The sequence below is a fragment of the Propioniciclava sp. genome, from assembly GCF_036744435.1.
GTDB lineage: Bacteria > Actinomycetota > Actinomycetes > Propionibacteriales > Propionibacteriaceae > Propioniciclava.
The window spans coordinates 24,751-45,234 of record NZ_DAIOIA010000010.1 but is presented as its reverse complement, the minus strand read 5'-3'; the positions used below and the strand labels follow the sequence as shown (position 1 = coordinate 45,234).

Here is a 20,484-nt window from a genome sequence, read left to right as displayed (position 1 = left end):
GGAAACCGACGATGATGTCGGTCGTGATCGCCGCGTGGGGCATCGCGGCCCGCACCCGCTCCAGGATCCCCAGGAAGCGGGCACTGCGATAGGACCGCCGCATGGCCCGCAGCACGGCGTCGGACCCTGACTGCAGCGGCATGTGAAGGCTGGGCATGACATTGGGTGTCTCCGCCATGGCGGCGATCACGTCGTCGGTGAAGGAGGAGGGGTGCGGGGAGGTGAAGCGGACCCGCTCGAGGCCTTCGATCTCGCCACAGGCGCGCAGCAGCTTCCCGAAGGCCTGGCGATCGCCGAACTCGACGCCGTATGTGTTGACGTTCTGGCCCAAGAGCGTCACCTCTTGGACGCCCTCGGCGACCAGCGCGCGGATCTCGGCGAGGATGTCCCCGGGACGACGGTCGGTCTCCTTGCCGCGCAGTTGAGGGACGATGCAGAACGTGCAGGTGTTGTTGCAGCCCACCGAGATCGACACCCATGCCGAGTAGGGCGATTCGCGTCGGGTGGGCAGCGTTGAGGGAAAGCGCACCAGCGCTTCCTCGATCTCAACTTGGGACGCCTCCTCGATCCGGGCACGCTCCAGCAGCGTCGGCAGCGAGCCGATGTTGTGGGTCCCGAACACGACGTCCACCCAGGGTGCCTTGCGCACCACGGTCTCGCGGTCCTTCTGCGCCATGCAGCCGCCGACGGCGATCTGCATCCCCGGCCGTCCAGCCTTGACCGGCGCCAGGTGCCCGAGGTTGCCGTAGAGGCGATTGTCGGCGTTCTCCCGGACCGCGCAGGTGTTGAACACCACGATGTCGGCCTGGTCGCCGTCGGGGGCGCGGAGATAACCCGCCTCGTCGAGCAATCCCGAGATGCGTTCCGAATCGTGCACGTTCATCTGGCACCCGTAGGTGATGACCTCATACGTGCGAACCTGTGCCTGCGTCGTCATAACGAGGAGAGACTCTACCCGCGGTCGGGGTCGTCGAACTCCTCGCCCTCGTCCGTCACCTCGTGAACGACCCGATGGCACAGTCCCGACGAAAAACCGCGACGAGCCAGGGCACCCGCGAGTCGGCGATAGCGCACCTCGGGTGCCAGCCCGGTCATGCTGCGGGCCCGCTTCGCCGCGAAAGCCAAGGCAGCGGTGTAGTCCGCGTCGTCCGATGTCTCCTGCAGGGCCGCGGAGATGACGTCGTCGTCGACGCCCTTGCGGCGCAACTCTTGCCGCAGGACGCGCCCGGACTTCATCCGCCGCTGCTGGCCCTCGACCCACAACGACGCGAACTGGGCATCGTCGACGAGGCCGACCGATTCGAAGCGTTCCAGTACCTCGTCGATGATGTCGTCGGGGACAGCCTTCTTGGCCATCGCCTCCGCCAACTCCGCCCGGGAACGCGCCCGCGCGTCCAAGAGCCGCAGCCCGATCTCCCGGGCGACGGCATGGGGATCCGCGGGAGGCTGAACCTCGGCGAGGTCGGCCGGCTCCTCGCGGGCCGACCGACCTCGGCGGGAGGTCAGAACACCACCTCGCCGGTCACGGGGTCGATGCCCTCGGGGACGCCCGCACTCTCGGGTGGCACGCCGATCCCGAGCTTGGTCTTGATGCGCTGCTCGATCTCGTTGGCGACCTCGGGATTGTTGCGCAGATAGTTGCGGGCGTTCTCCTTGCCCTGACCGAGCTGATCGCCTTCGTAGGTGAACCAGGCGCCCGCCTTGCGGATGAGGCCATGCTCCACTCCCAGATCGATGAGACTGCCTTCGCGGCTGATGCCCGCGCCATAGACGATGTCGAACTCGGCCTGCTTGAAGGGCGGGGCGACCTTGTTCTTGACGACCTTCACCCGGGTACGGTTACCCACCGCCTCCGAGCCGTCCTTCAGCGTCTCGATGCGCCGCACATCCAAGCGAACCGAGGAGTAGAACTTCAACGCACGCCCGCCGGTCGTCGTCTCCGGAGAGCCGAACATGACCCCGATCTTCTCGCGCAACTGGTTGATGAAGATCGCTGTGGTGTTCGCGCCGGACAGCGCACCGGTCATCTTGCGCAGGGCCTGGCTCATCAGACGGGCCTGGAGACCGACGTGGCTGTCGCCCATCTCGCCTTCGATCTCAGCCCGCGGCGTCAAAGCAGCCACGGAGTCGATGACGATCAACGCCAGCGCCCCCGAGCGAACCAGCATGTCCGCGATCTCCAGGGCCTGCTCACCATTGTCTGGCTGGCTGACCAGCAGGGCGTCGGTGTCGACGCCCAGCTTGGACGCGTAGTCGGGGTCGAGGGCGTGCTCAGCGTCGATGAAGGCGCAGATGCCGCCTGCCGCCTGCGCGTTGGCGATGGCGTGCAGGGCCACTGTCGTCTTGCCGGAAGACTCGGGGCCGTAGATCTCTACCACCCGGCCGCGCGGCAGACCGCCGATGCCGAGCGCCACATCGAGCGCGATGGATCCGGTGGGGATGACCTCCACCGGCTGCCGGGTCTCTTCGCCCAGACGCATGACCGAGCCCTTACCGTGGGCCTTCTCAATTTGTGCGAGCGCCGCCTCCAGCGCCTTTTCGCGATCTGCAACAGCCATGACGTGTTCCTCTCGTGTGTACCGGCGTGGACCCGTGTTCGGGGAGACGATCAGGCCTCCTGACACCGTTCACGTTAGGCAGCCGGTCCGACAATGCGTCACAGCGATGCGGTTCGACCCGTAACCTTCACGGCGAGGATCAGATTACCGAACATATGTTCGAACGGAAAGTCAGGGACGGCGTGTCGCGCAACCCACTCGATCCCTCAACGATCGCGTTCGGGCAGTTCCAAGAACGCCCACACCGCGCGCCAGACCTGCTGCGCGCCGACCCCGGCGGCGAGCGCCTCGTCGACGGTCCGGTGGTCGAGGTCTGGCAGCGACACGTCGCGCCGCCAGACCGCCGCATAGCCGTTGCCCACGTGCGCGGCGATGCGCCGCAGCAACTCCTGCTCGCGCACGATCAGGCGACGGCGCGCTGCTGTGCCATCGCACGCACCGGCAGAGTCGTCACCGACTCGTGTGCCGACACGCGTTCGCTGGTCAGCAACAGCATGTGCGAGAGCTCCACGTCGAGGGCTCCACAGATGGCGTTCAGCAGCTCGCTGGACGCCTCCTTCTGCCCGCGCTCGACCTCGGAGAGGTACCCCAGGCTCACGCGAGCAGCGCCGGAGACATCGCGCAGCGTCTTACCGGATTGGAGCCGCAACTCACGCAGGGTCTGCCCCACCATGTCACGCATCAAGACCTCGGCCATGCTCGGACCTCCCCTCCCTCGGTGCCCCACTCGCCCGGCCCCGGGGGCCGGACGCTTGTCTTCCCACAACGCCGGTGCTCCAGGGATTGTTCCGCCGTCGCGCCGGGCTCCAACCTACACGGGCGAGGTCGCCCGCAAGAGGATCCCGAAAGCCGCGTCCACCGTCTGCCGGCGAACCTCCGAGCGATCCCCCGTGAAGTCGAATCGCTCGACGCGCTGGAACTGAGGGGTGTTGGGGACGCGCGGCCCCAGGACGCACACCCACACTTCTCCCGGAGCATGCCCGTCTTGGCCGTCGGGGCCAGCGACCCCGGTGACGGCGATGACCCAGTCGGCGTCCGTGCGCTGCTGAAGCCCGACCGCCATCTCGAGAGCAACCCGCTCGCTGACAACGGTGTACCGCCGGATCACCTCCCAGGGGATGCCGAGCAGGGCGGTCTTCATCGGCGTGGCGTACGCGATCGTGCCGCCCAGGTACACCTTCGACGCTCCCGGAACCTCGGTGAGAGTCGCGCCGATGAGGCCCCCGGTCAGCGACTCGGCGGACGCCAAGGAGAGAGAACGCTCGGTCAGGGTGGCGATGACGGTGGCGGCGAGATCGCTCATGAGTGCGCCCCCTCCTCGGGGTGGGCGGCCAGATACGTACGGCGCAGTCGGTACGCCTCCCGCAGGTAGTCCACGCCGGTCAGCACGGTGAGGGCGAACGCCACGATCATGCAGATCCAGGCGATGACTCCCCAGAATGCGGGGAGGAACTGCAGGCCAGGAAGGAAGAGGGCGAGGGCGACCGACTGCATCACCGTCTTCAGCTTGCCCCCGCGGTTGGCCGCCATGACGCCGTACTTGATGATGACCCAGCGCAGCGCCGTGATCCCCCACTCACGCACCAGGATGATGCCGGTGATCCACCAGGGGAGTTCGTGCAGGATCGACAGGCCCACGAAGGCCATGCCGGTCAGGGCCTTGTCGGCGATCGGATCCCACAGCTTGCCGAAGTCGGTGATGAGGTTGTACTTGCGGGCGATCCGGCCGTCGAGGGCGTCGGTTGCGATGGCGATGAGGAAGACGGCGGTGGCGATCCACCGCATGGCGGGATCCTGGGCGTGAGCCAACAGGACCCAGGCAAACACCGGCACCATGACGACGCGCAGGGCGGTCAGCACGTTCGGGACGTTCCAGTTGCTGACCTTTGCTTGCTCGCTCATTGCGGCTGCTCCTCGCGCACGATCAGATCGACCCCTTCGGCTGCCACGACCCTACCCCAGACCAGGTCGCCCACCGCGAGCGCCACGGTGGCGTCCGGGAGAGCGCAGGTGCCGTCGACCTCCGGGCCCTGATGCGCGGCTCGACCGATCGCAACGCCGTCCTCGACCGACTCGATCAGGACGCGGACCCGCTCGCCGATCCGCTCGCGCGCCCGCTCCTCAACGAGGAGGGCGGCCAGATCGCTCACTCGTTCGAAGCGATCGGCGATCACCTCGGGCGAGACATGGTCGGCCAGGCCGACTCCCTCGGTGCCTTCCTCGTCGGAGTAGGCGAACACGCCCAGCGCATCCAGGCGAGCACGGCTGAGGAAGTCGATCAGGATCTCCACGTCTTCCTCGGTCTCGCCCGGGAACCCGACGATGACGTTGCTGCGCACCCCGGCCGACGGCTGCAGGGCGCGGATGCGTTCGAGCAACCCCAGGAAGCTCTCAGGGTCCCCGAACCGGCGCATGCGGCGCAGCACCGCGGGAGCCGCGTGTTGAAAGCTCAGGTCGAAGTAGGGGACGACCTTGTCGAGCGAGCACATGGCCTCGATGAGGCCCGGGCGGGTCTCGGCGGGCTGGAGATAGGACACCCGGACCCAGTCCAGGCCAGGAATCCTCGACAGGTCGCCGAGCAGCCTCTCGAGGGCTGCGATCTCGCGCAGGTCCTTGCCATAGGAGGAGGTGTTCTCACTCACCAGGAACGCCTCGCGCACTCCGTGATCGGCGAGCCAGGACGCCTCGGCCACGATCTCGTGAGCTGGTCGGGACACGAACGATCCTCGAAAACTCGGGATGGCGCAGAAAGCACACCGCCGGTCGCACCCGGACGCGATCTTCACCGGGGCGCTGGGACCTCCCCCGATCCGCCGACGCATCGGACGTGGGCCGGAGGCGGGGGCGACCCCTTCTGGGAGGTCGGGGGACGAGCTGAGCCCGGGGATGGACACTGAACTTCGGGCGTCAGGACGGTCGGCGGGGGCGAGCGGGAGCAGCCGGCGGCGATCGGTGGGCGTATGCGCTTCGAGATGTGCACCGGCCATGATGAGCCGGAGTTTGGAATCGATATCGGCGTAGTCATCGAATCCCAGGACCGCATCGGCTTCGGGCAGCGCGTCGGCCAACTCGGTGCCGTACCGCTCGGCCATGCACCCCACGGCCACCACCCGCTGAGTCACGCCGGACCCCTTCAGATCGGAGGCCGCGAGAAGCGTGTCGATGGAGTCCTTCTTCGCCGACTCGATGAACCCGCAGGTGTTCACCACCACGGCCTCGGCCGCAGCGGGCTCGTCGACGAGTTCAAACCCGCCCGCTTCGAGCCTGCCCGCTAGTTCTTCGGAGTCGACGTCATTGCGCGCGCAACCCAACGAGACGATGTGGACGCGCGTCGGGGAGGTCATTCGACCAGGCTAGCCGAGGAGGGACTCACCGCCGGACCACCGACCCGAGCGGCGCTTCGGTCCACCCGAGACTCTGCGAGTTCGACCCACGCGTCACCGGGCACGGCGGTGTTGCGTACCTCAGAGGTGCGCCGGAGGTACTGAGGCAACTCGGATTGAGCGCGCCGGAAGTGCCGGGTGGATTCCCTCGGGTCGAAGGTGACGCCTGGATCGCCGGCGGCGGTCGTGGTCAGCGGCTCAGCACCGCAGCGCTGATGCGCTCGAGATCGTCGGCGGACAGCTCGAGGGTCAGGGCGCCGGCGGAGTCGGCGATCGACGTGGGGCGCGATGCGCCCGGGATCGGGATGACGTGATCCCCTAGGGACAGCTCCCAGGCGAGGGTGACTCGCTGCGGAGACACCCCCCGCGCCCGCGCCACGTCTCCGATCACCGGGAACCGCTCCCCCACGGCCGTTGCGCCCCCGCTCGTCCCGCCCAGGGGCGACCAGGGCAGGAACGCGACCCCGTGCTCGGCGCACCACCGCAACTCCTGGTAGGAGGTGTGGTTGAACTTGGGGGAGAACTCGTTTTGGACGGCCGCCAGTCCGCCGTCGCCCAGAATTTCGAGGGCCAGCGACAGTTCTTCGACGTTGGCGTTTGAGATCCCGATCTCGGCGATGATGCCTTCGTCCTTCAAGGTGGCGAGCGCCTCCACCGACTCGGCATAGCGCCGGTGCCGGTCGGGGCGGTGCCAGTAGTACAGGTCGATGGTTTCCACGCCGAGGCGCTCCCGAGAGGCGAGAGCGGCCTGGCGGAGGTACTCCACGGAGCCATCGCGGCCGAAGTCGGTGGCAGCCGAGCGGCGGGTGATGCCGCCCTTCGTGGCCACGACAACGCTCCCGCTCTGGCCGCTCCACGACGCGAGCGCCTCGGCGACGATGCGTTCGTTGTGCCCCATCGCATCCCAGCTCGGGGCGTAGATGTCCGCGGTGTCCAACAGCGTGACGCCCGCGTCCAGGGCCGCGTGCACGGTGGCGATGGCCTGGTCATGGCTGGGCTTGGCGTTACCCCCCATCGAGAGGGGCATCGCGCCCAGCCCGATCGCAGAGACAGTGAAGCGTCCGAGACGGCGCCGGGGGGTCGAGATCATGCCCCCACCCTAGTCATTCGACGTCGACAACGACTTTTCCCTGACCGTGCCCGGTCTCCACGAGGGCATGGGCGCGGGCGATGTCGGCCAGGGCGAACCGTGCACGAATGATTGGCGTGACCTGACCGCCGTCGACCAGATCGGCGAGCGCCGACAGTCCGGTGCGGCTGGGTCGGACGGACAGGAATGACACGTGAGCACCCGGCAGTGCCTTGCTCACCATGCTGATCGGCAGGCCTGCGGGAGAAATCGTGACCAGGCGCCCGCCCGGTGCGACGGTGCGGCGTAGCCGCCACAGGTGGGCGCCGGTCGTGTCCAGGACCGCCTGGTACCGGCCGCGTAACGTCTGCCAGGGCACCGCGCCCGGCTCGAACCGCGAGGCTGCGCCCAACCTCCGCAGGAGTTCTTCATGTCGGGCGGAGCTGACCGTGTCCACGACGGCCCCTCGCGACCGGGCGACCTGAACGGCGACGCTCCCGACGCCGCCCGCACCTCCCACGATGAGCAGCCTCGAGCCCGCTTCGACCTTGAGCTCCTCCATCGCCTGCCAGGCCGTCAGGCCCACCAGAGGAAGTGCGGCGGCGTCAGCCAGTTCCGCTGCTGCAGGGGCCAAGGAGAGCAGATCGGCGGCCACGACGATGCGGGTCGCGGCCGTGCCTCGTCTCCCCAACCGGTCGGTTCCGAGGAATCCCCAGACCCGCTGACCCGGTTCGATCCCTTCCACCTGGGATCCGACGGCGATGACGGTGCCGCTGAAGTCCAGGCCGGTGCGTTGCGGGAAACGGCGTCCCGTCAGGAAGGTCTGGCGTCCGGATCTCGCCGCCGTATCGATCCGATTGACGCTGAGGGCGGCGACCCTCACGACCACGTCGCTCGGGCCTGCCACGGGCACGGCAACCTCCTGGATGAGCATCACCTCGGGAGGACCGAACCGCTGGTATTGAGCCGTGGATACCGTGCCGGATTCGGGGGGTTGCTCCTGCATGGCGGACATCATCCTTCTGCGTGGTTAGGGGACGGGAAGTTCCTCGACCAGCTCACGGTGGGCCAGGCGTCGCAGGCCGACCAGGATCGGGTCATAGATGGCGGTGCCCAGCACCGCGACTTGCGCCGCCCTGCTCGGGGAGTCGAGCGGCAGGTTGTCGAAGTCGGCGGAGGCGCAGATGCGCGCTGCCGCGGCGTAGGCGGCCAAGTGATCGGCGTCCATGCCCACTCCGCATTCATCCGCGAGCGCGATGGCGGCCAGCAACTGCGTCACGTAAGGGGCATCCGGTAGAGCGTCGAAGCCGACCCTCGCCAGCGCGGCCCGGGCGTCGGCGAGATCTGCGTCGTCTGCGGCGCGGTCGGTCGGCCGGGCACCCGCCAGGGGCAGGACCACGGTGACGTCGGTCATGGACGCGGCGGGACTCAGAGCGGGATCGCGCACCAGCCTGAGGATCTCGCGAACCTGCAGGATGGACAGCCCGACCACGTGAACGAGCCCTCGGATCAGCCGCAACTGATCCACCGTCTCCGCATCATCGGCCTCGGGATCCTGGTTGGATCGGATGAGTCCTTCGCGGATGTAGTACTTGATGGTGGCGATCGAGACGCCCGATCGCTGCGACAGCACCGAGAGAGGCACCGTTTCCCCACCTTGAGTCACGTTCAGGGCCATGGCCGGATAGTAGCACTCTCCACAAGTTTCTTACCCGAGACCCTCCCGGGAGATCCGTGGGGATAGTGCTACTATCCCCACGGATTCACCGTTCGCCCCCAGTCTGGAGCCCCCGTGATCAACGCCAGCTACGCACACCGATTCCATGAAGTCTCCGCTGCCGTTCGCGCAGGCATCGCGGGCGGCACTTACCCGTATGGCCAGCCTGTGGCCAGCGCCCAGCGCAACACCGCGGATCTCCCCACCGGGGATCCGGTCATCATGCTGACGTCCAACAACTACCTGGGTCTCAGCGTCGATGCCGAGGTGCTTGCCGCGGCCCAGCGCGTCCTGCAGCACTACGGATTGTCCACCTGCGGCGCTCGCCTGCACAACGGCACCACCGTGATCCACCGCGAGTTCGAGCAGGAGTTGGCCCGCTGGCTCGGGTTCGAGGACGCCGTGCTCTTCAGCTCTGGCTTCCTGGCCAACGTGGCACCCCTGTCGGCGCTGGGTGGGCCCGGGGTGGTGTTCATCGCCGACCAGCTCGACCATCAAAGCATCGCCGACGGCTGCGCCCAATCCGGGGCGGAGCTACGGATCTTCCCGCACAACGACCTGGTCAAGCTGGAGTACATCCTCCGGCGCAGTCAGGACTACGCGTGCCGGCTCGTCGTCGTCGACGGCGTCTATTCGATGGACGGCGACCTGGCTCCGCTCGACGAGATCGCGGGCCTCTGTGAGCGCTACGACGCGCTCTTGATGGTGGACGACGCTCATGGCCTCGGCGTCTTCGGGGAGACCGGACGCGGAAGTTGCGAGCATTTCGGCGTCACCCCCGACATCCTCATGGGGACGCTCAGCAAGTCATTCGGCTCCTCGGGCGGCTTCATCGCCGCCAACCATGAGGTGTGCGACTACATCCGACACGCAGCACACGGCTACCTCTTCAATGCCATCCCGCCGCCCGTGCTCATCGGCGGGGCACGTGCCGCACTCCAAGCCATCCAGACCCGACCGGAGCTGCGTCAGCGGCTCTGGGCCAACACCATCGCCTTTCGACAAGGCTTGATCGACGAGGGATTCGTGATCGAGTCCGGCAGCGCGCCCATCGTGCCGATCCCGGTGGGTGACGACGACCTGGCCATGCAGATGACGCGCCTGATGCGCGAGCGGGGGGTCTTTCTCTCCGTGGCGGCTTTCCCCGCCGTGCCACGGGGAAAGAGCCGGTTCCGTGCCACCGTCACCGCGATCCTGGAGGACCGCGATCTCGACCGGGCGCTCTCAGTAATCGGCACCATCGCTCGCGAGAAGGGGATCATCTGACATGAAGGCCGCCGACCAGACCAGCCTGAACGCTCAGCGCCGCGCCCTGCGGCGCGAGGAGATCTACCTCGCCCCGATCCAGACCCCGGCCGCCTATGGCGTGCTGTTCCCCGGTCATGGAAGCCAGTATCTCGACCAGTTGGCCGACCTTCGTGGCAGCGACCGGTGCGTCGCCGCCACGTTCGACGAGGCAGACGAGGCCTACCACGCCCGCTACGGCCGGCCCCTCTCCGCCTGCATCTACACCGACCTGGGCGCCACCCCAGCCACCTTGGCCGAACCAACGGCGATGCAGTGCGCCATCTTCACTGCCAGCGTTGCCCAGTACCGCCGGCTGACCAGATTCGCGGAACCACCGACGATCGTGATCGGACACAGCCTCGGCGAGTATGCCGCCTACGTGGCCGGCGGGGTCCTGAGCTTCGCCGACGGCCTCGCCGGGGTGATGGCCCGAGCCGAGACCGTGATCGACGTTCCCGCCGACCAGCGCGGGACGATGCTGGCGGTTCGCGTCCGGACCGACGCCGAACGTCGCACGTATCGTCGCCTGCTCTTGCTGGCGACAACCGCCGGGGACCTCGGGGAGGCCATCGCCAACTCGACCAGCCAACGCGTGGTCTCCGGCTCCCAGGCCGCGATCGCGGCCTTCGCCGAGGCGGCCTCCCACGCGCACCTGCCGGTGACGCGTCTGCGGGTGACCCACGCCTATCACTCGCCCCTGCTGCGGTCCTGCGTGGCCCCGCTCCGAGCCCGGCTCAGCCAACTGACGTTCCGCGCTCCGGCCCTCACCATCGTCTCCAGCATCACCGCAGAGGTGCTCGAGGGCTCCGACAGCGCCGATCTCCCCGCTCTCCTGGCCGCGCAACTGGTCCAGCCTTTCGACTTCGGAGCGCTGATCAGCAGAGCCGCGACCCTCGGTGTCTCCGACTTCGTCGAGGCCGGACCGAGCGCCGTGCTGACGGGCATCGTCGAGGCCGAGAAGGGCGATGTCTCCTGTGTCCCCCTGGACTCTCGCCGGCGTTCCTCGCTCGACGACGAACGTCAGGTGCGTCTGTACCTGACCAGTCTTGGCATCCACGAGCCCGCCCCTCAGGCGGTGACGGCATCGGCTGCGGCCACCCACCAGTCCGTGACGGCCCTGGTGAGCGGCGTCACGGGTTACCCGCGCTATGCCCTGGCCGGGGGGATGGCCTTGAACCGCATCGGGCTCGTCGCCGAACTGCGCGACCGCCTCAGCTCACGGCTGGAAGACGAGTACGGTCCCGGATGCGGCGACCTGTCCTGGAGCATCGATCGCCTGGCCGCCCACCTGCTGGAGTCCGACGGGGTCCCGTCGTCGCCGGACAAGGGGGGTGCGGCAGAGGTCTCGTCGATCGCTGACACCGAACCGACCCGTCCGGACGAGGGGGACTCCCCCGACTGGGTTGCGGAGTTCGTGGCGGCCTTCGCCGCAGCCACCGGATACCCCAGCGACGTCATCGAACCCGACCTGGACCTCGAAGCCGACCTCGGCGTCGACTCCGTCAAACGCGCCCAAGTCATCGCCACCCTCACCGACCGCCACCACATCCCCGAAGACACCCTCGACCTCACCGGCGCCACCACGATCACCGACCTCGCCACCCGCCTCACCACACCGCACCGCCACCAGGACGCTCCTCCCGCGACACCTCACCTCGGCGCACCTGCCCCAGAGTCGGACACGCCCGCTCCCGACACCCCACGGGGGTCCGACGAGCAGCCCTCCGGGGTCCGCCCGCCCTCCGACGCCGTGCCACTGCAGTCGCCCTCCCCCACACGGGTCGCCTGGGTGGCGGAGTTCGTGGCGGCCTTCGCCGCAGCCACCGGATACCCCAGCGACGTCATCGAACCCGACCTGGACCTCGAAGCCGACCTCGGCGTCGACTCCGTCAAACGCGCCCAAGTCATCGCCACCCTCACCGACCGCCACCACATCCCCGAAGACACCCTCGACCTCACCGGCGCCACCACGATCACCGACCTCGCCACCCGCCTCACCCACTTGACCGCACCCTCACGCCCCGCTCCCGACGCCGTGGCGGCTCCCACCATCGAGACGACGCCCGCGGTGGAGGAGGAGCCCCTCACGCCCGCGCCGCCTGGTCAGGCCGAGGCGGCGCTGCGCTACCTCCCGCGCGCACTGGTGCGCGACCTGGCGCAGTCCCCGCGCGCGGCCCGCGACCTCGCAGGGCTGCGCCTGATCCTCGTCCCCGCCGACGACGAGGAGGTGACCTCAGGGACCCGCCGCCTCCTGGAGGCCGCCGGTGCCGACGTGTGGGTGAGCGCGGCGACCGAGTCGACCCGGAACGGGGACGTCGACCAGGAGAAGCTCGCCTCGGCGCTCGCCGACGAGCACCACCGCCTCGGCCCTCGCGACGGCGTCGTGCTCCTCAGCGGCTACAGCACACCTCGGGACGTCCTGGCCCTCGACGCTACGGCCTTCTCGATTGCGTGGCGGCAGCAGTATGCCCAGGTGTTCAGCGTGTGCCAGGAGTACTACCAGGACCTCGCCGAGGCGGGTGGGCGCGCGGTGATCGCAGTCCTGACCCAGTGCGGCGGTGGATTCGGTCTCAAAGCGACGTCGCCCGGCGACGCCCTGGGCTGCATCGGCGTCGGGTTCGTCAAGAGTGTCGCCAAGGAGCTTCCCGACCTCCGGCTCTGCCTGGTGGACGTGGACGATGTCCCGCCGGTCGTCGCGGCCGGCCTGATGGTGGATGAGCTCGTGGCGGGGTCGCTCGACGACGAAGTGAGCTACCTGGGAGATCAACGTCACGTCATCAAGGTGGTGCCGGTGCCGGTTCCGCCCGTTCCCGACCACCGTGAGACCGCGCCGGGGGCGATCGTCTTCTCAGGCGGCTCGCGCGGGATCGCCCTGGAGTGCGCGCTCGCGCTCGCCGCCAGCCACCTGGTCCTCACTTCCGCACCGCCCAGCCCCCTCGTCATCCTCGGCCGTTCACGTCTCGACGACCCCGAGTCGCTGCCCTACCTGGCCATGACAGATGACGCGTTCGCCCACGCCCAGCCCGAGATTCTGGACCTCCTGCATCGCACGTATCCCGAGAATCGCCCCCGCGACCTGCAGGAGCGCTTCCGAAAGATCGCGAACAATCGTCAACTCTGGCGGACGACGCAGCGGGTCGCTCAGGGAACCGCGCCGATCGAATACGTTACCTGCGACGTCGGCGACGCCGAGGCGGTCGCCCAGGTGATGGCCGACATCCGGGCCCGGCATGGCGGTGTGCGCGGCCTGGTGCACGCAGCCGGCCTGGAGTCCCTCGGCCTGCTCCCGCGGAAGAACTACACCCTGGCCGAACAGGTGGTGCACACCAAGCTCCAGGGCTTCCACCACCTGGTCAGCACGGTCGACCCGGACACGCTCGACTTCCTGGTCGCGTTTACGTCCATCTCAGGACGCTTCGGCATGGACGGGCAGACCGAGTACACCGCAGGAGCGGCCGCCGTATCTGCGCTGTGCAGCCAGTTGGCGCGCCGACACCGTTCGACCACGGTGGTCGCGCTGGACTGGACCGCCTGGTCGGAAGTCGGGATGGCCACCCACCACAGCGTCCAGGAGGTGCAGGAGATGCAGCGCGGACTGCGTTACCTGCCTCCCGACGAGGGCGCCCGACACTTCCTGCGGGAACTCTCGGGAGGCGGCTATGACCCCCAGGTGATGATCTTCGGCCCGCTGGGAACCAACGAGCCCCGCGCGGCCCTCGACTGCCTCACGCCCGACCGGAGAGGAGTCGCTGCCCCGGTCAGCCACGGCAGCGTGGTCGATCCGGGCACCTTCCCGATGGTGGAGACCCAGCTCCGGAACGACCACGCAGAAGGCCTGTTCACGCGGCGGCTTGACCCTCGACTCGACACGATGCTGATCGATCACCTGGTCCAAGGTTCCCCCACACTTCCTGGCGTCTTCCATCTGGAGGCGATGGCGGAGGCGGCTCAGCTCGCTACCTCGCGCACCGATCTCATGATCGAATCGGCGGAGTTCGAGACCTTCGTCAAGTGCCCCGAGGGTCGGGTCTGTGATCTGAGCATCACAGTCTCCTCCCAGGATCCTGACCGCATCGAAGCCACGATCCGGGCCGATGTCGTCAGCCCCGGAGGCGTCGTGCTCGTTGCTGGTCGTCAGCGGTCACGGGCCGTCTTCGTACCCCGGCGGGCTGTGCCGACCTGGCCGCACGCCCCCCGCGACCTGCTCGCCGATCGGGCCACACAGTTCGATCTCGACGTCTACTACGCCGCCGCGGCCCCGATCATCACGTTCGGCCCGGGGTTTCGCTTGCTCCGGGAGGCCTGGCGCACCAGCAGCGGCGTCCTGGCCGGGATCTTCGACGTCTCCCCCGACACGCGACCGATCCTTCCCGAGGGTGCAGCGCGCCTGATCACCGAACCGCTGCTCCTCGACAACGTGGGCAGGCTCGCACTCATTGATGTCTTCCACCGATTCGGCGACCACGTCGTACCGGTGAACGTTCAGCGGGCAGTCATCCGCTGGCCGGCACCGGGGAGTACCCACGTGCTCGGCAGCGTGGACGTTCGCCCCGAAGGGCCGGGCCAGTACGCGATGCGGGTCCACGTCGCCGAACTCGATGGCACGCCCCTGATCGAAGTCGACAACATCCTGCTGCAGAAGCTCAACAACCATGCTGCTCGTCGAAGCCTCGCTCGCACTACGGCGTAGCGGACGCTCGCTCGCCGACCTGGTCGGCGTCCGGGTCGGGCTCGGCCTGTCGGGGCGGATTCGTCCCGTGTGGCACGGCCGCGCCCTGGCGGCCCTGGATCGCGATCCCACCCGCGACTGGCCGGTTCGATGCGAACCAGCGGGGCTGGCCCGGCTCCGCCACCCTGACCGTCGCGCCCAATGGCTCACGGGCCGCCTGTGCCTACAGGACCTCGTCCTGGCCGACGACCTCCTCACCGCCATCCGCCCCCAGCTCGCTCGCTGCGAGGAGGGCGACCCGGAGGATGTCGGGCGACCCCTCGTCGTGGACGACCAGGGTCGTCTCGTCGCAGAGGTGTCGGTTTCGCACTGTCGGGACTACTCGGTGGCCCTGCTGTCCCGCTCCCGCTGCTCGGTCGACCTGGAACCTCGGGTGACGCTCGACGCGGTCGCGGCGGCGTCGCTCTTCGACACCGAGGAACGACGCCTCGTCACGACGGCACTCGCGACTGCGGACGCGAAGGACCGCCCCACGATCTACTGGACGCTGGTCGAATGCCTCGGCAAGCTGCTTGGTCGGCCAAGCTTCGGCCGAGCACGGTTCCGGCTCCTTGCGCGGCAGCCGGGCGATCCCGCGGACCTGCTGCGCTTCGGTTCCCCGGTGCCCGAGGAGGAGCAGCGTCGACGCGTGCGTGTCGACGTCACGGTCTTCTCCGGGCACGTGATCTCTGCCGCGACCACCGATGCCAGCGTCCACCCTGACCTGTGGGGGTCGCCCTCGGACCCCCTGAATACCGAACGGAGTCGTCATGCCACCCCTTGCCGATCCTGATACGCCCGTTGCCGTCGTGGGCGCCGGATGTGTCCTCCCGCCCACCTCCACCTCGCTACGGGCTTACCGACGCAATCTTCTGGAGGGGACGTCGGGGATCTCGCCCATTCCGCGCGACCGGTGGGACCGGGAGCACTACCACAGCGACGACCGGCAGGCGCGGGAGCGCACCTACTGCACCGTGGGCGGCTTCGTGGACGACTACCGATTCGATCCCGCCCCGTACGCGCTCGGCCCCGAGCAGCTGAGGTGGGTGGCGCGTGCCAACCGGACCCAGCAGTTCGCCATCGACGCCGTCCTGCAGGCACTGCAGGGCGCCCGGATCGATCAGGACCAACTCCGGGGGACGCGCGCCGCCTTGTACTTGGGCAACATGCTCGGCGATGAGGAACTGGCCGACTTCTCCATGCGGCAGCGCGCAGACCGGCACCAGGCACGGCTGATGCGGTTGCTGGGGGCGCCGCGGGGCAGCGCCCCGCAGGCATGGTCGGCCGCCTGGGAGCACGCGGCTGATCAGCGATTCGGACCATCGCAGCCTGCCCCGAGTCGGGTGCTGGCAAGCGCGCTCGCACCGACCATCGCCGCCGCGGTCGGCGTGACCGGTGGTGCCGTGCTCGTGGACGGCGCGTGTGCCTCCGGTTTGCTCGTGGTGGACGTCGCGGTCTCGGCGCTGCTGGGCAGCGACCTCGACATCGTCGTCGCGGTGGGGGCGATGGCGAACATGGGCGTCGCCGGGAACGTGTCGTTCGCGAAGATCGGCGGGCTGTCGCCCCACGGCAGCCATCCGCTGTCTGCCACGGCCGACGGGCTGATCCCCGGAGAGGGCGCCGGTGCCGTCATCCTGAAGCGGCTGGATCGAGCCCTCGCCGACGGGGACCCGGTGCTCGGTGTGATCCGCGGGGTGGCGACGCGCTCCGATGGCGCAGGCAAGGCGATCTATGCGCCCTCCTCACGCGGGCAGGTTGCCGCGATGCGGGCGGCCCTGGAGCAGGCTGGGCTCACCGCCCGCGACCTCGACTACGTGGAGGTCCACGCCACCGGCACGCCGACCGGGGACGCCACCGAGATCGAATCTGTTGGGCAATTGCTGAGCTCCGACGACCGACGCGAACCCCTGACGATCGGCTCGGGCAAGGCGCTCATCGGGCATGGCTTCCCATCGGCCGGCATCGCCAACCTGGTGAAGATCCTGCTGAGCTTCGAGGAAGGGCGCTTCTTTCCCACCTTCGGAATCGAGGGGCCCAACGATGCCCTCGCCGGACGCATCGAGGCGCTCCGATACCTCCCCGAGGGCGGTGAGTGGACGGCTCCCTCCGAGTGTCCCCGACGCGCCATGGCAAACGCCTTCGGCTTCGGTGGCGTGGACTCCTGCGTGGTGGTGGAACAGTTCGATCGGACCTACCACAGCCAACTGGTCGCGCGCGCGACCAGCCCGGCGCTGCCGCCCTCGGAGCAGGACGCGTGGCTCGCCGTCGTGGGGGCCTCTGTCCTGCTGCCCGGTCTGCCCGCCACCGCGGGCCTTCCGCAGCCGGGCGAACTCGCCCAGGCTTGGGCGGCGCTGGAGGGTGCAGCCTCCTGTCGAGCCGAGGACTTCCGGTTCCCGTTCCGGGATGTGAAGATCCCGCCCAGCACGCTGCACCAGACCGACCGCGCCCAGCAACTCTTCCTCGCCACCAGCGTGCAGGCGCTGCGCGGGGCCGGTCTGCTGCCGGGCCGCACCGTCGCCCACCCCGACCGCCTGGCGACGGTGGTGGCCACAGCGTCGGGGTCGGAGGCGTCGCTGCAACGCAACGAACGCATCCGCGCGGACGAGTTCACCCTGCTGCTGGAGGACGCGGGCGCCGCGTGTGGGCTGCCTGCCTCCGCCCTGCAGGGCTGGCGGGCCGCACTCGAGGAGGCCTTCGCCGCCGGGCCTGATGCCACCACCGAAGCTGCCCTTCCTGGCTACATGGACAACATCGTCGCCGGGCGTGTGGGCAACAGTCTCGATCTGAGAGGCACGAACTACGTCGTGGACACGGATCTGTCGTCGTTTGGAGCCGCGGTCGAGGCGGCGGCCGCCATCCTGCGGGCGGGGGACGCCGACGCCGTGCTGATCGGCGGGGTGAACGCCGCCGTCGCCCCCGAACTGGCCGACGCCTGGTCGCGGCAACTGGGTGCCCCCGTTCGGCCCGTCGAGGCCTCGGTCTCCCTCGTGGTGCGTCGCCTCACCGGGGTGACCGACACCGACCCGGCCCTGGGCTATCTCAGGGCCAGCCCAGGGCACGCGACAGCCACCCCGCCCACTGTCGGACTCACCGCGCTGGGCGCCGACGGCGCTCTGTGGGCCGTCCGTCACCTCGCCGCCTTGGCCACCGACTCCCAGGCCGAAGGTGACACGATCGAGCTGCGCTCAGCCTTCCAGGACGCTGCTCACCGCGTCAGCGTCAGCCGGACGCCGTCGCTGTCCGAGCCAAGGAGATCAGGCCTCCCGGCCAGCACGACCGAGCCGTCCCCGCCGCGCCAGCCCGTCATCGTGGAGGGCCAGAATCGAGATGACCTGCTCGCCCAGTTGGAGACGGCCGACCCGCCGCACGTGAGCGAGCCGGTCACCTCTGGTGGGCTGCGGCTGGTATTCGATCCCGGCGACGGCGACCTCGCGGCCCGCCGACGGCACGTGGCCGCCGCGCTGCAGGGCGCCTGACCGATCGCACCCCCTCGCTGGCCCCGACCCGGCGAAAACCGAGAGAGGATCTCCCATGCGTCCGACGAGAACCGTCACCCCCCGCCAGCCCGCGCTGGCTTCCCATCCTCGCGGCAAGTTCGTCGCCCTCGCGGTCTTGTGTCTGGCCGAACTGGTGGGGGTGATGGACAACACCATCATCAACGTCGGGATCCCGACCCTGGGCCGCGCCTTCGACGCCTCCACGACGCAACTGCAGTGGATCGTGGACGCCTACACCTTGGTCTTCGCCGTGCTGATGCTGCCCGGCGGCTATCTGGGGGACCGCTTCGGTCGGCGGCGGATCCTCATCCTGGGCCTGCTCGGCTTCGCCGCGGTCTCTCTCGCGTCAGCGCTGACGACCCAGCTCACCGTCCTCATCGGGCTGCGTGCCCTGCTGGGCATCTGTGCCGCGCTGGTCTTCCCCGCGACGCTGTCGCTGATCTCGACGATCTTCAACGGGACCAGGCACCATGCTCTCGCCGTCGGGCTGTGGGCGGCCACCGCGGGGCTCGGGATCGCGCTCGGCCCCGTGGTCGGCGGCCTGCTGCTGCAGCACTTCGCGTGGCCGTCTCTGTTCTGGATCAACATCGCGATCGTGCTACCGGTTGCCGCCATCACACCGTTCCTGGTTCCGGAGTCCCGGGGCCAGAACCTCGGCCGGTTCGACACCCTCGGGGTGGTGCTCGCGGTTGCCGCACTCGGGCTGTTCGTCGGCTCCATCATCGAGGGTCCCCAACTCGGCTGGACGAGTCCTCTGATCCTCGGCGGGCTGGCGGCATCCGTCGTGTTGGCGGTGGCGTTCGGCGCTTGGGAGCGCCGCGTGGCCTCACCGCTGCTGGATCTGAGCCTGTTCCGTGCACCACATGTTCCCGCCTGCAGTTCGGCCATCGGCTTGGCCTTCTTCTCCCTGTTCGGCTTCACGTTCGCCATCACCATCTACTTCCAGGCAGTACGCGGCTACAGCGCCCTCCAGGCCGGGCTGGCGATCCTGCCCTTCGCCGTCGTCATGGGCGCCTGCTCCCCGCTCGCCCCAGTGCTGGCGCGCCGGTTCGGACCTGGCCGCTGCATCCCCGCCGGCATCGCCTTGATGGGGATCGGGTTCTGGATCGTCTCCTTCGCGGACGCCACTAACCCGTACTGGGCGGTCATGGTCCCCGCGATGGTGTTCATGGCGATGGGGCTGGCCTTCGCGCAGGGCCCGGCGACTGACATCATCTTGTCCGCCGCGCCCCGAGATGAGATCGGTGTCGCGTCCGGCGTGAACGACTCCATCCGCGAGGTGGGTGGCACGATCGGCGTCGCGGTCCTGGGGTCGATCCTCACCCATGTCTACCGCGATCAGATGGCTGCCGCGATCGGAGGCTCGGGATACCTGGGCTCAGCCGGAGACTCCATCATGGCTGCCCAGCAGCTCGCGGCGGGATTGCCGGAACCGGGCGCGCAGACGCTGCGAAGCGCCGCTTCTGACGCCTTCCTGACAGCCCTGCATCTCAACACTCAACTGCTGACCGCGATCATGCTCGTGGCCGCGGCACTGATCGCGGTGAGCTTCGAACGCCGCTCGCGCCGCTGAGCGTCGGGCCGATCCGTCAGCGGGCGGGGCGCACCGACACGGTCTCGATGCACGCGTCCGAGGGAGCTTCCAGGGCGAACACCACCGCCGCGGCCACGGCCTCGACACTCATGACGCCGGTGGTGTCGTACTCCCGCCCCTCAGCGGCCTGCAGTTCGCGCTGCATGTCGGTGTCGACTCGACCGGGATGCACCGAACTCACCCGCAACGCCCCGCTCTCCTCGGCGCGCAGCGCGTCACTCCAGGCACGCAGCGCGAACTTGGACGCCGCATAGACCGCATTTCCGGGGCGGGCGGTGAATCCGGCACCCGAGTTGATCACCACCACCTGGCCATGTGAGGCCCGGAGCCGCGTGAGGAGGAGCCGCGTCAGCTCCGCGACCGCGATCACATTGAGGTCCAGAACGCGGCGCCACTGTTCCCACGACTGCGACGTGGCCGGCCCGTGGGCGACCGTCCCGGCACTGTGCACCACCGCGTCCAGATCGCCGAGACCGGCCACGGCCCGCGCCACGGCGTCCGGGTCGGTCAGGTCGGCGACGAAACCGGTCGCGTGCGGGTGACGGGCGACCGCCTCGGCGACGGCGGCGGCGTCCCGCCCCCCGATGACGACGCGCCACGTGGGTGCGAGCCGCTCGACCACAGCGCGTCCGATACCGCGAGTTCCCCCGGTGACGAGAACCGTGCGCATG

The 20,484-nt window shown here is 69.0% G+C and carries 17 protein-coding genes; 5 read left to right on the top strand and 12 right to left on the bottom strand.

Annotated elements, in window-relative coordinates:
• The 11 genes from V7E09_RS02640 to V7E09_RS02590 form a co-directional block, all read right to left on the bottom strand.
• On the bottom strand, window positions 1–937 hold a 937-nt coding region (locus V7E09_RS02640; RefSeq protein ID WP_324522970.1), incomplete at its 3' end, for a MiaB/RimO family radical SAM methylthiotransferase.
• Between the two features lie 14 nt (window positions 938–951).
• The gene (locus V7E09_RS02635; protein ID WP_442956829.1) at window positions 952–1,413 is read right to left on the bottom strand and encodes a regulatory protein RecX; all 462 of its coding nucleotides are present in this window, start codon (window positions 1,411–1,413) and stop codon (window positions 952–954) included.
• 89 nt (window positions 1,414–1,502) lie between these two features.
• Window positions 1,503–2,558: a recombinase RecA gene (gene recA, locus V7E09_RS02630; protein ID WP_324510144.1), complete on the bottom strand. Its 1,056-nt coding sequence runs from the start codon at window positions 2,556–2,558 to the stop codon at window positions 1,503–1,505.
• A gap of 206 nt (window positions 2,559–2,764) precedes the next feature.
• Window positions 2,765–2,959: a DUF3046 domain-containing protein gene (locus V7E09_RS02625; RefSeq protein ID WP_324510145.1), complete on the bottom strand. Its 195-nt coding sequence runs from the start codon at window positions 2,957–2,959 to the stop codon at window positions 2,765–2,767.
• 2 nt (window positions 2,960–2,961) lie between these two features.
• A complete protein-coding gene (locus V7E09_RS02620) occupies window positions 2,962–3,255 on the bottom strand; it encodes a helix-turn-helix domain-containing protein (RefSeq protein ID WP_324510146.1) in 294 nt (97 codons plus the stop codon).
• Between the two features lie 114 nt (window positions 3,256–3,369).
• On the bottom strand, window positions 3,370–3,861 hold the full coding sequence (locus V7E09_RS02615) for a CinA family protein (protein ID WP_324510147.1): 492 nt from the start codon (window positions 3,859–3,861) through the stop codon (window positions 3,370–3,372).
• A complete protein-coding gene (pgsA, locus tag V7E09_RS02610; protein ID WP_324510148.1) occupies window positions 3,858–4,460 on the bottom strand; it encodes a CDP-diacylglycerol--glycerol-3-phosphate 3-phosphatidyltransferase in 603 nt (200 codons plus the stop codon). The genes V7E09_RS02615 and pgsA overlap by 4 nt, the downstream gene beginning before the upstream one ends.
• Window positions 4,457–5,902, bottom strand: coding sequence for a 30S ribosomal protein S12 methylthiotransferase RimO (gene rimO, locus V7E09_RS02605; RefSeq protein WP_324510149.1), 1,446 nt, complete (start codon window positions 5,900–5,902; stop codon window positions 4,457–4,459). Before rimO ends, pgsA begins: the two co-directional genes overlap by 4 nt.
• A 229-nt stretch (window positions 5,903–6,131) precedes the next feature.
• Window positions 6,132–7,031 (bottom strand): aldo/keto reductase, encoded by a 900-nt coding sequence (locus tag V7E09_RS02600; RefSeq protein ID WP_324510150.1) that lies wholly within the window; start codon window positions 7,029–7,031, stop codon window positions 6,132–6,134.
• A 13-nt stretch (window positions 7,032–7,044) separates the two neighbouring features.
• Window positions 7,045–8,016, bottom strand: coding sequence for an NADP-dependent oxidoreductase (locus tag V7E09_RS02595; RefSeq protein WP_324510151.1), 972 nt, complete (start codon window positions 8,014–8,016; stop codon window positions 7,045–7,047).
• A 24-nt stretch (window positions 8,017–8,040) separates the two neighbouring features.
• On the bottom strand, window positions 8,041–8,688 hold the full coding sequence (locus tag V7E09_RS02590; protein ID WP_324510152.1) for a MerR family transcriptional regulator: 648 nt from the start codon (window positions 8,686–8,688) through the stop codon (window positions 8,041–8,043).
• 114 nt (window positions 8,689–8,802) lie between these two features.
• Between V7E09_RS02590 and V7E09_RS02585 the strand changes: the two genes are divergently transcribed.
• Genes V7E09_RS02585 through V7E09_RS02565 form a run of 5 tightly spaced genes read left to right on the top strand, consistent with a single transcriptional unit; the run spans window position 8,803 to window position 19,792 of the window.
• Window positions 8,803–9,993, top strand: coding sequence for an aminotransferase class I/II-fold pyridoxal phosphate-dependent enzyme (locus V7E09_RS02585; RefSeq protein WP_324510153.1), 1,191 nt, complete (start codon window positions 8,803–8,805; stop codon window positions 9,991–9,993).
• Window position 9,994: 1 nt separating this feature from the next.
• Window positions 9,995–14,704, top strand: coding sequence for an SDR family oxidoreductase (locus V7E09_RS02580; protein WP_324510154.1), 4,710 nt, complete (start codon window positions 9,995–9,997; stop codon window positions 14,702–14,704).
• Window positions 14,667–15,515 (top strand): hypothetical protein, encoded by an 849-nt coding sequence (locus V7E09_RS02575; RefSeq protein WP_324510155.1) that lies wholly within the window; start codon window positions 14,667–14,669, stop codon window positions 15,513–15,515. Before V7E09_RS02580 ends, V7E09_RS02575 begins: the two co-directional genes overlap by 38 nt.
• Window positions 15,493–18,198 (top strand): beta-ketoacyl synthase N-terminal-like domain-containing protein, encoded by a 2,706-nt coding sequence (locus tag V7E09_RS02570; protein ID WP_324510156.1) that lies wholly within the window; start codon window positions 15,493–15,495, stop codon window positions 18,196–18,198. Before V7E09_RS02575 ends, V7E09_RS02570 begins: the two co-directional genes overlap by 23 nt.
• 55 nt (window positions 18,199–18,253) lie before the next feature.
• Entirely contained in the window at window positions 18,254–19,792 is a 1,539-nt protein-coding gene (locus V7E09_RS02565; RefSeq protein WP_324510157.1) for an MFS transporter, read from the top strand.
• Between the two features lie 16 nt (window positions 19,793–19,808).
• Here V7E09_RS02565 and V7E09_RS02560 read toward each other — a convergent pair whose 3' ends face one another.
• Entirely contained in the window at window positions 19,809–20,483 is a 675-nt protein-coding gene (locus V7E09_RS02560; RefSeq protein WP_324510158.1) for an SDR family oxidoreductase, read from the bottom strand.
• Window position 20,484: the final 1 nt, after the last annotated feature.